Annotated in this window: 8 protein-coding genes; 3 read left to right on the top strand and 5 right to left on the bottom strand. The window is 44.1% G+C overall.

Annotated features, from left to right (window positions below; all coding sequences use genetic code 11):
* Together R7E51_RS11135 and R7E51_RS11130 are read left to right on the top strand one after the other, a co-directional pair.
* Positions 1–195 (top strand): flagellin (locus R7E51_RS11135; RefSeq protein WP_031855108.1); only part of this gene is annotated, 195 nt, incomplete at its 5' end.
* 116 nt (positions 196–311) lie between these two features.
* The gene (locus R7E51_RS11130; protein WP_005382040.1) at positions 312–1,436 is read left to right on the top strand and encodes a flagellin; all 1,125 of its coding nucleotides are present in this window, start codon (positions 312–314) and stop codon (positions 1,434–1,436) included.
* A gap of 96 nt (positions 1,437–1,532) precedes the next feature.
* Here R7E51_RS11130 and crr read toward each other — a convergent pair whose 3' ends face one another.
* The 5 genes from crr to cysZ all read right to left on the bottom strand — a co-directional run bounded on the left by crr (position 1,533) and on the right by cysZ (position 6,463).
* Entirely contained in the window at positions 1,533–2,042 is a 510-nt protein-coding gene (gene crr / locus R7E51_RS11125) for a PTS glucose transporter subunit IIA (protein ID WP_005382041.1), read from the bottom strand.
* Positions 2,043–2,163: 121 nt separating this feature from the next.
* Positions 2,164–3,888: a phosphoenolpyruvate-protein phosphotransferase PtsI gene (gene ptsI / locus R7E51_RS11120; protein ID WP_005389298.1), complete on the bottom strand. Its 1,725-nt coding sequence runs from the start codon at positions 3,886–3,888 to the stop codon at positions 2,164–2,166.
* Positions 3,889–4,028: 140 nt separating this feature from the next.
* Complete coding sequence (locus tag R7E51_RS11115) at positions 4,029–4,286, bottom strand: HPr family phosphocarrier protein (RefSeq protein ID WP_005382043.1); 258 nt, start codon at positions 4,284–4,286, stop codon at positions 4,029–4,031.
* Positions 4,287–4,586: 300 nt separating this feature from the next.
* Positions 4,587–5,555 (bottom strand): cysteine synthase A, encoded by a 969-nt coding sequence (cysK, locus tag R7E51_RS11110; protein WP_005382045.1) that lies wholly within the window; start codon positions 5,553–5,555, stop codon positions 4,587–4,589.
* 164 nt (positions 5,556–5,719) lie between these two features.
* Positions 5,720–6,463, bottom strand: a complete 744-nt coding sequence (gene cysZ / locus R7E51_RS11105; protein WP_025998633.1) for a sulfate transporter CysZ — start codon at positions 6,461–6,463, stop codon at positions 5,720–5,722.
* A 251-nt stretch (positions 6,464–6,714) separates the two neighbouring features.
* Here cysZ and zipA point away from each other — a divergent pair, with 251 nt between their 5' ends.
* Positions 6,715–7,671 carry a cell division protein ZipA gene (gene zipA, locus R7E51_RS11100; RefSeq protein ID WP_042523140.1) on the top strand — a complete coding sequence of 319 codons (957 nt, stop codon included), beginning with the start codon at positions 6,715–6,717 and terminating at the stop codon, positions 7,669–7,671.
* Positions 7,672–7,733: the final 62 nt, after the last annotated feature.

Raw genomic sequence — 7,733 nt, 5'->3', positions numbered from 1 at the left:
CGTTTCAACCACGCAATCAGCAACTTGGACAACATTAACGAGAACGTGAATGCGTCGAAGAGCCGTATCAAAGATACAGATTTCGCGAAAGAAACGACGGCAATGACCAAATCACAAATTCTATCGCAAGCGTCAAGCTCAATCCTTGCGCAAGCGAAACAAGCGCCTAACTCAGCGCTAAGTCTGCTAGGTTAATCAATTTAACAAAGCAAGAAACCAAAGCCAGGCTCATCCCTGGCTTTTTGCTTATTGGCTATAACGATTCAGATGTGTCCTGACAGTATGTTCGATAAGGCATTCATATCGATTAGATGATCTCTTTAAATTCCAATGTTTCTGCGATGGTGGCGCAGAGACACCTGAGTCAAGCAGCTGCGCAAAATGTTGAGTCACAACGCAACCTAACTTCGGGGTTTCGAATCAACTCGGCGAGCGATGATGCGGCAGGTTTACAGATATCGAATACTCTCCATGTACAAACGAGAGGGCTTGATGTCGCCTTAAGAAATGCGCACGACGCTTTTTCTGTTGCTCAAACAGCGGAGGGAGCATTGCACGAAAGCAGTGACATATTGCAACGCTTACGCTCTCTGGGGCTTCAAGCAGCAAACGGCAGTTATGACTCAAGTGATCGGCAAAGTATTCAATATGAGGTCGTAGCGCTGCAAGATGAGCTTGATCGTGTCGCGATCACGACAACATTTGCGGATAAAAACCTGTTTGATGGATCTTACGGTTCACAAAGTTTCCATATTGGCGCGAACGCTAATTCAATCTCTTTGACGTTACGTAACATGCGTAGCCATATCCCAGAGATGGGAGGGCAGCATTATGTTGGTGATGCGGTCGATAAAGATTGGCGAGTCACTAAAGATAACCAAACCCTAAAAGTCGAATACCAAGACAGTAAAGGGCAAACCCAAACGGAATCCATTGGACTCAAATTGGGTGACCGTATAGAACAGGTCGCCACTTACATCAATGCTCAACAATCGATAGTGAATGCTTCAGTAACGGAAAACAACGAACTGCAATTCTTCGCTTCTACGATGAAGGCGCCAGAGGGTGTGGTTCTCGATGGGAGTTTAGCGGATGAGCTTGATGTGAGCGCTGGTCAATTAGTCACAATGGATGACATCGATATGTCGACGGCAGGTAAGGCGCAGCTTTCAATTGGGGTGATTGATGCAGCAATTAAGTATGTTGATTCGCACCGGAGTGAAATTGGCAGCTTTCAGAACCGTGTAAACGGCTCGATGGATAACTTAAATACTGTGAATCGGAGTGTTACAGAATCCAAGAGTCGAATAAGAGATACAGACTTCGCAAGAGAATCTACGGAAATGGTGCGTTCTCAAGTGCTCCAAGATGCGACAACTGCATTACTCGCTCAAGCGAAGCAAAGGCCGAGCTCAGCACTAGGCTTGCTCAGTTGAACGTGTTTCATTGATGTAAGTCGATTAGAAACAAAATTTCAGGGAATAAAAAACGCTGCCAATGGCAGCGTTTTTTCGTGTTCGATTAAGTAAAAATTACTTAGTTACACGTAGAACTGGAGTTTCACCAACAGTTACAGAACCAGAAAGCTTGTTTAGCTCTTTGATTTCGTCCATGTTAGAGATAACAACTGGAGTTAGCGTTGACTTCGCTTTCTCTTCTAGAAGAGCTAGATCGAATTCAATTACAGTGTCGCCAGCTTTAACAGTTTGACCTTCTTCAGCGATACGCGTGAAGCCTTCGCCTTTTAGTTCAACTGTGTCGATACCGAAGTGAACGAAAAGCTCAACACCGTCGTCAGACTCGATAGAGAACGCATGGTTAGTTTCGAAGATCTTACCGATAGTACCGTTTACAGGAGCTACCATTTTGTTGCCTGCTGGCTTGATAGCAATACCGTCACCAACGATTTTCTCAGCGAAAACAACATCTGGCACGTCTTCGATGTTTACAATCTCACCAGAAAGTGGCGCGATGATTTCGATAGCACCAGCGTCAGCGCTGTCATCAGATACAAGCTTCTTAAGTTTGTCAAACAGACCCATTGTGTCATGCTCCTAAGGTTTGGTTTTATTCTGTCGAATTATAGTATACCAATATAGCTCATTAGACGACTTTTTTCGCCGTCTAATGGCCATTAAGTATTGAATTACTTGGTACTACCGATTACTGAGCTTTCTCAGCAATAAACTTTTCTACCACGGCTTCGATTTCTTCTGCTGTCGGTAGAGAAAGGGCTTCTTCAGCCATTGCTTTCACTTCTGCGAAGTTAGAGTTACGAACAACTTTCTTCACTTTAGGGATTGAAATGCCGCTCATTGAGAACTCGTCCAGACCCATACCTAGAAGTAGAAGTGTTGCACGCTCGTCACCTGCAAGTTCACCACACATACCAGTCCATTTACCTTCTGCGTGAGAAGCGTCGATAACTTGCTTGATCACTGTAAGTACAGCTGGTGATAGTGGGTTGTATAGGTGAGAAATCATCTCGTTACCACGGTCAACCGCTAGCGTGTACTGAGTTAGGTCGTTTGTACCGATAGAGAAGAAAGACACTTCCTTCGCTAAGTGGTGTGCGATCGCAGCAGCAGCAGGAGTTTCAACCATAACACCGATTTCGATGTTTTCGTCGAACGCGTGGCCTTCAGCGCGTAGCTCTTCTTTGTACTCTTCGATCGCTTTCTTAAGCTCACGGATTTCTTCGACAGAGATGATCATTGGGAACATGATACGCAGTTTGCCGTGTGCAGAAGCACGTAGGATGCCACGTAGCTGATCACGAAGGATTTCACGACGATCTAGACTGATACGTACAGCACGCCAACCTAGGAATGGGTTCATCTCTTTTGGAAGATCCATGTATGGGAGATCTTTATCGCCGCCGATATCCATAGTACGGATGATCACAGCTTGACCGTTCATTGCTTCCGCAACTTCTTTGTACGCTTGGTACTGTTCTTCTTCAGTTGGTAGCGCAGTACGGTCCATAAATAGGAATTCAGTACGGTACAGACCAACACCTTCACCGCCGTTACGAAGGATACCGTCACAGTCTTTCACTGTACCGATGTTACCGCAAACTTCTACACGGTGACCGTCAGTCGTTTCTGCGTGTAGGTCTTTCAGTTTCGCTAGCTCTTCTTTTTCAGCTAGGAATGCTGCTTTAACCGCTTTCGCTTCTTCTAGCTCAGCTTCTGATGGGTTAACAACAATCTTGTTGTTCATTGCGTCAAGAATCAGCATGTCGCCATTCTTAACTTTCTTCGTGATGTCGTTAGTACCAACGATAGCTGGAAGCTCAAGTGAGCGAGCCATGATTGAAGTGTGAGATGTACGACCGCCGATATCACAAGCAAAACCAAGCACGTAGTCTAGGTTGATTTGTGCAGTTTCAGATGGCGTTAGGTCGTAAGCAACAAGAATTACTTCTTCGTTGATATCGCTAAGCGAAACAATGTTGATGCCTAGTGCGTTCTTAACAAAACGAGAACCGATATCGCGGATGTCAGTTGCACGCTCTTTTAAGTATTCGTCGTCTAGAGACTCAAGAGCACATGCTTGCTCTTCGATCACTGAGTGGATAGCGTGATCAGCAGTCATCTTGTCGTTTTTGATAAGTGCTAGGATTTCCTCTTCTAGCTCTTCGTCTTCAAGAAGCATGATGTGACCTTCAAAGATCGCTTCTTTTTCTTCGCCAAACGTTTCAAGCGCTTTTTGCTTGATAGTTTCTAGCTGAGCTGCAGATTTGTTACGAGCGTCAAAGAAACGCTGAACTTCAGCTTCTACTTGATCGTCAGAAATAGTGTTTGTGTTTAGGACAATTTCATCTTCTTGAAGTAGTAGTGCTTTACCGATTGCAATACCAGGAGATGCTAGGATGCCTGAAATCATAGCCTTACCTTAAGTTTGGTCAACTTTATAAAACGGGAGAATAATGGGTGCGCTAACGAATAGTTTTAGCTTAGTTTTGAGCCTATTTCCAACGAAGCCATTTTGCTTTCACAAAATGGCTTCTGGAGTAGGAGACCGGATTAGTGTAGTTGGTCCATTAGAGCAACTAGGTGGTCAACTGCTTGCTGAGCTTGTGGGCCTTCAGCAGAAATAGTAACTTGAGTACCTTTTACTAGGCCTAGTGTTTGTAGTTTGAACAGGCTCTTAGCGCTAGCGCTTTTACCGTTAGAAGTCACAGTGATGTCTGCGTCGAATGCTTTTGCTTCTTTAACAAACTGTGCAGCTGGACGAGTGTGAAGGCCGTTTTCTGCTGTGATTTCTACTTGCTTCTCGTACATGTGATATACCCCAATAAATGTATTTTTTTGTTAGTTTGTGACCAGATTTTAGCTTAACTGCTTTACATCTTGTGCGCTAGCACGGGAAGAGTTCAAAGCGCGTCAGTTCTGATACTAGTCAAAAGTTTGGTAACTACGCAACTGTTTGCGTGCGTAATCACTTTGAAACCTTTTTGTGTTCTGCTTCTTTATTTTGAAGCTAGAAATAAAACACCCTGATATTACCAAAGGTAGGGCAGGGATCAACAAAAAAGCCCCTAAACGGGGCTTTTTTAAACTAAAAATTGATTTGAACACATATTATTGTTGGTTCTCTTTTTCGGTAAAGATACCTGCAAAGAGTGCTGTACTTAGGTAACGCTCACCGGAACTTGGCAAGACAGTTACAATTGTTTTTCCTTCAAATTCAGGTAGTTCCGCAAGTCGGTTCGCTGCAACAACCGCTGCGCCAGATGAGATACCAGCTAGGATACCTTCCTCTTCCATTAGGCGACGAGCCATCTCAATCGCTTCTTCTGAGGTAACTTGCTCAACACGGTCAATAATGTCTAAATCGAGGTTACCAGGGATGAAACCAGCACCGATACCTTGAATTTTGTGTGGGGCAGGTTGGATTTCTTCGCCAGCAAGTGCTTGTGCAATAACCGGAGACTCTGCTGGCTCAACTGCAACAGAAGTGATGGCTTTGCCTTTTTCACCTTTGATGTAACGGCTTGTACCTGTGATAGTACCGCCCGTACCAACACCAGCAACGAATACGTCGATTTCACCGTCTGTCGCTTCCCAAATCTCAGGGCCCGTAGTCTTTTCGTGGATTTCTGGGTTCGCTGGGTTGTCAAATTGTTGAAGAAGTAGGTACTTCTCAGGGTTGCTTGCTACGATTTCTTCTGCTTTAGCAATCGCCCCTTTCATGCCTTTCGCCGCTTCAGTCAGCTCAAGGTTCGCGCCTAGTGCTTTTAGTAGCTTACGGCGTTCTAGGCTCATTGATTCAGGCATGGTCAATGTTAGCTTGTAACCGCGAGCAGCCGCTACGAATGCTAGAGCAACACCTGTGTTACCACTGGTAGGTTCTACAAGCTCTACACCTGGCTTAAGAAGGCCCGCTTTCTCTGCTTCCCAAATCATGTTTGCACCGATACGGCACTTAACACTGAAGCTAGGGTTACGCGCTTCAATTTTCGCGAGAACTTTGCCTTTACTTACTTTGTTTAGACGAACGAGAGGTGTATTACCAATAGTAAGAGAGTTATCTTCGTAGATTTTGCTCATAGTGATGTTCCTTCATTACACGTTGTGTGAATATGGATAGAAGAATATGCGGTATGAAAAAAAGGGAAAAGGATTAAAAAGTTATATCTTATTAGGTTGGCCCAGAACTTGATAAAATAAAAGGGAAAAGCTGGCGCTGATCCCTTTCCTTAATCTCTAATCGACTATCGTTGGTGCTTAAACTCCGCGACCCACATAGCGGTTGCACCACATATTGCTACAGGCATGACAATGAGGTTCAAAATTGGGATCGTCGTAAACACAGACACCAATACCCCAAAGCCATAGGCCTTACCTTGCTTTTGTTTCAATTTGTAACGCATGTCGTTAAATGGGATTTTATGGTTATCAAACGGGTAGTCACAATATTGAATCGCGAGCATCCAGGCGGTAAAGATAAACCATAAAAATGGGCCTACTGTTTGTCCAAGGGCAGGGATGAGCAATAACAGGAATAGGCCTATTGCTTTAGGTAAAATGTAAAGGAGCTTTCTCCACTCACGAGCTAAAACGCGAGGAACATCTTTCAGGACGGCAGTGAAACCATCATCATTTACCTTTTGTCCCGTTAAGTACTCTTCCACTTTTTCAGCCAAGAGGCCATTGAATGGCGCGGCGATAAAGTTCGCGAGCGTGCTGAAAAAATAGGAGAAGGTAGCGAGTATCGTCAGAGCGAGTAAAGGCCAAAGAATGTAAGTTAACCAGGATAAAAACTCAGGCAGCTGCCCAATCCAGCCTTCTATCCATATATTAAGGTTTGAAAATAGATAGAAGATGGCACCACCTACAAGCAAGATATTTGCAAGTAGAGGTAAGATGACAAAGCGCCTGATTTTAGGGGCAAGTGCCAATTGTATCCCGTATAGAAAATAACCGAACCCGGTTCTCTGCTGATTGTTTTGCTTCATGTCTATTTTGGCTTCGTGTAAATGAAAACTCATTGTACCTGTGAGGACTTTTCTTTCAATGCCCTGACAAATGACGTCTTGTTAAGTGGAATCGTGGCAAGAATCACAACAAAAAACGGAACTTCTTGCATTAAGTTGTTCTAAATCTACATATAGTTTTGGTAAAGTAAACGTATCATTCAGATTTATTGCACTTGGGTTGCTGCTCAAGGAACTGCGAGTAGTAAAAACAAGTATATTGAGAGTAAATAATGCAGGAATTGCGATTCGTACTCATTGTTGTTGGCGCATTAGCCATCGCGGCATTACTGTTTCATGGTTTATGGAGCAGTAAAAAAGAAGGCAAAGCAAAGTTTGGTAACAAGCCACTTGGTAAGCTGGATGTTGACCAAGAAGACAAAAATGATCTTGTTGAGAAAGAACGAGACTTCGCTCCCGCTCCTGAAGATGACTTTGAGATCATTCGCAAAGATCGCAAAGAACCAGATTTTGGGATGGCGAGCTCTTTCGACAACAAGTTTGAATCTGACCCGTTATTCGGTGGTCCATCTGAAGTCAAACAGACGCAGCAGGAGCCGGATGACATCCCTTCATTTGTTGCAGAAAAAGATAAAGAAGAGGACGTTGAGCCTGTTGTTCAAGCAACAGTAGCTGAAGAGCCATTCCAGCCTGCTGTGGAAGAAGACGTTATTCCCGCCGCGTTTGATATTACGGAGAAAGAACAGCAAGTCGAAACGGTTAGTGAGCCTGTCGTTGCAGAGCCTAAGGAAGAGCCAAAGCCAGAACCTGAAATGCAAGTGATTGTATTGAATGTGCACTGTGCTGGTGAAGAGCCATTTGTTGGTACTGCTTTATTTGAAAGTATGCAACAAAACGGTCTAATTTATGGCGAGATGGATATTTTCCATCGTCATGTTGACTTGTCCGGTAACGGCAAAGTGCTGTTTAGCGTCGCTAATATGATGCACCCTGGTACGTTTGAGCATGCTGATCCTGCTGAGTTTACAACGAAGGGTATTTCATTCTTCATGACATTGCCTTGTTATGGCGAGGCTGAACAGAACTTCAACTTAATGCTCCGAACTGCGCAGCAAATTGCTGATGACTTAGGTGGTAACGTACTTGATGACCAGCGCAACTTAATGACGCCAGATCGTTTAGCATCTTATCGACGTCAAATAGTTGAGTTTAATGCCGCTAACGCATAATCTTAACAGCAAATAATAATAGGGCTCCGGATGGAGCCCTTTTTCTTGGATTTCCCAACCTC

The sequence above is a fragment of the Vibrio sp. Vb1166 genome, from assembly GCF_033338695.1.
Lineage (GTDB): Bacteria > Pseudomonadota > Gammaproteobacteria > Enterobacterales > Vibrionaceae > Vibrio > Vibrio alginolyticus.
The sequence above is the reverse complement of the archived record's forward strand: the minus strand, read 5'-3'. Positions and strand labels throughout refer to the sequence as shown.

Bases quoted from the DNA above. Each gene is read 5' to 3' on its own strand.
- R7E51_RS11130 (WP_005382040.1), top strand. From the start codon at position 312: ATGATCTCTTTAAATTCCAATGTTTCTGCGATGGTGGCGCAGAGACAC.
- crr (WP_005382041.1), bottom strand. From the start codon at position 2,042: ATGGGTCTGTTTGACAAACTTAAGAAGCTTGTATCTGATGACAGCGCT.
- ptsI (WP_005389298.1), bottom strand. From the start codon at position 3,888: ATGATTTCAGGCATCCTAGCATCTCCTGGTATTGCAATCGGTAAAGCA.
- R7E51_RS11115 (WP_005382043.1), bottom strand. From the start codon at position 4,286: ATGTACGAGAAGCAAGTAGAAATCACAGCAGAAAACGGCCTTCACACT.
- cysK (WP_005382045.1), bottom strand. From the start codon at position 5,555: ATGAGCAAAATCTACGAAGATAACTCTCTTACTATTGGTAATACACCT.
- cysZ (WP_025998633.1), bottom strand. From the start codon at position 6,463: ATGAAGCAAAACAATCAGCAGAGAACCGGGTTCGGTTATTTTCTATAC.
- zipA (WP_042523140.1), top strand. From the start codon at position 6,715: ATGCAGGAATTGCGATTCGTACTCATTGTTGTTGGCGCATTAGCCATC.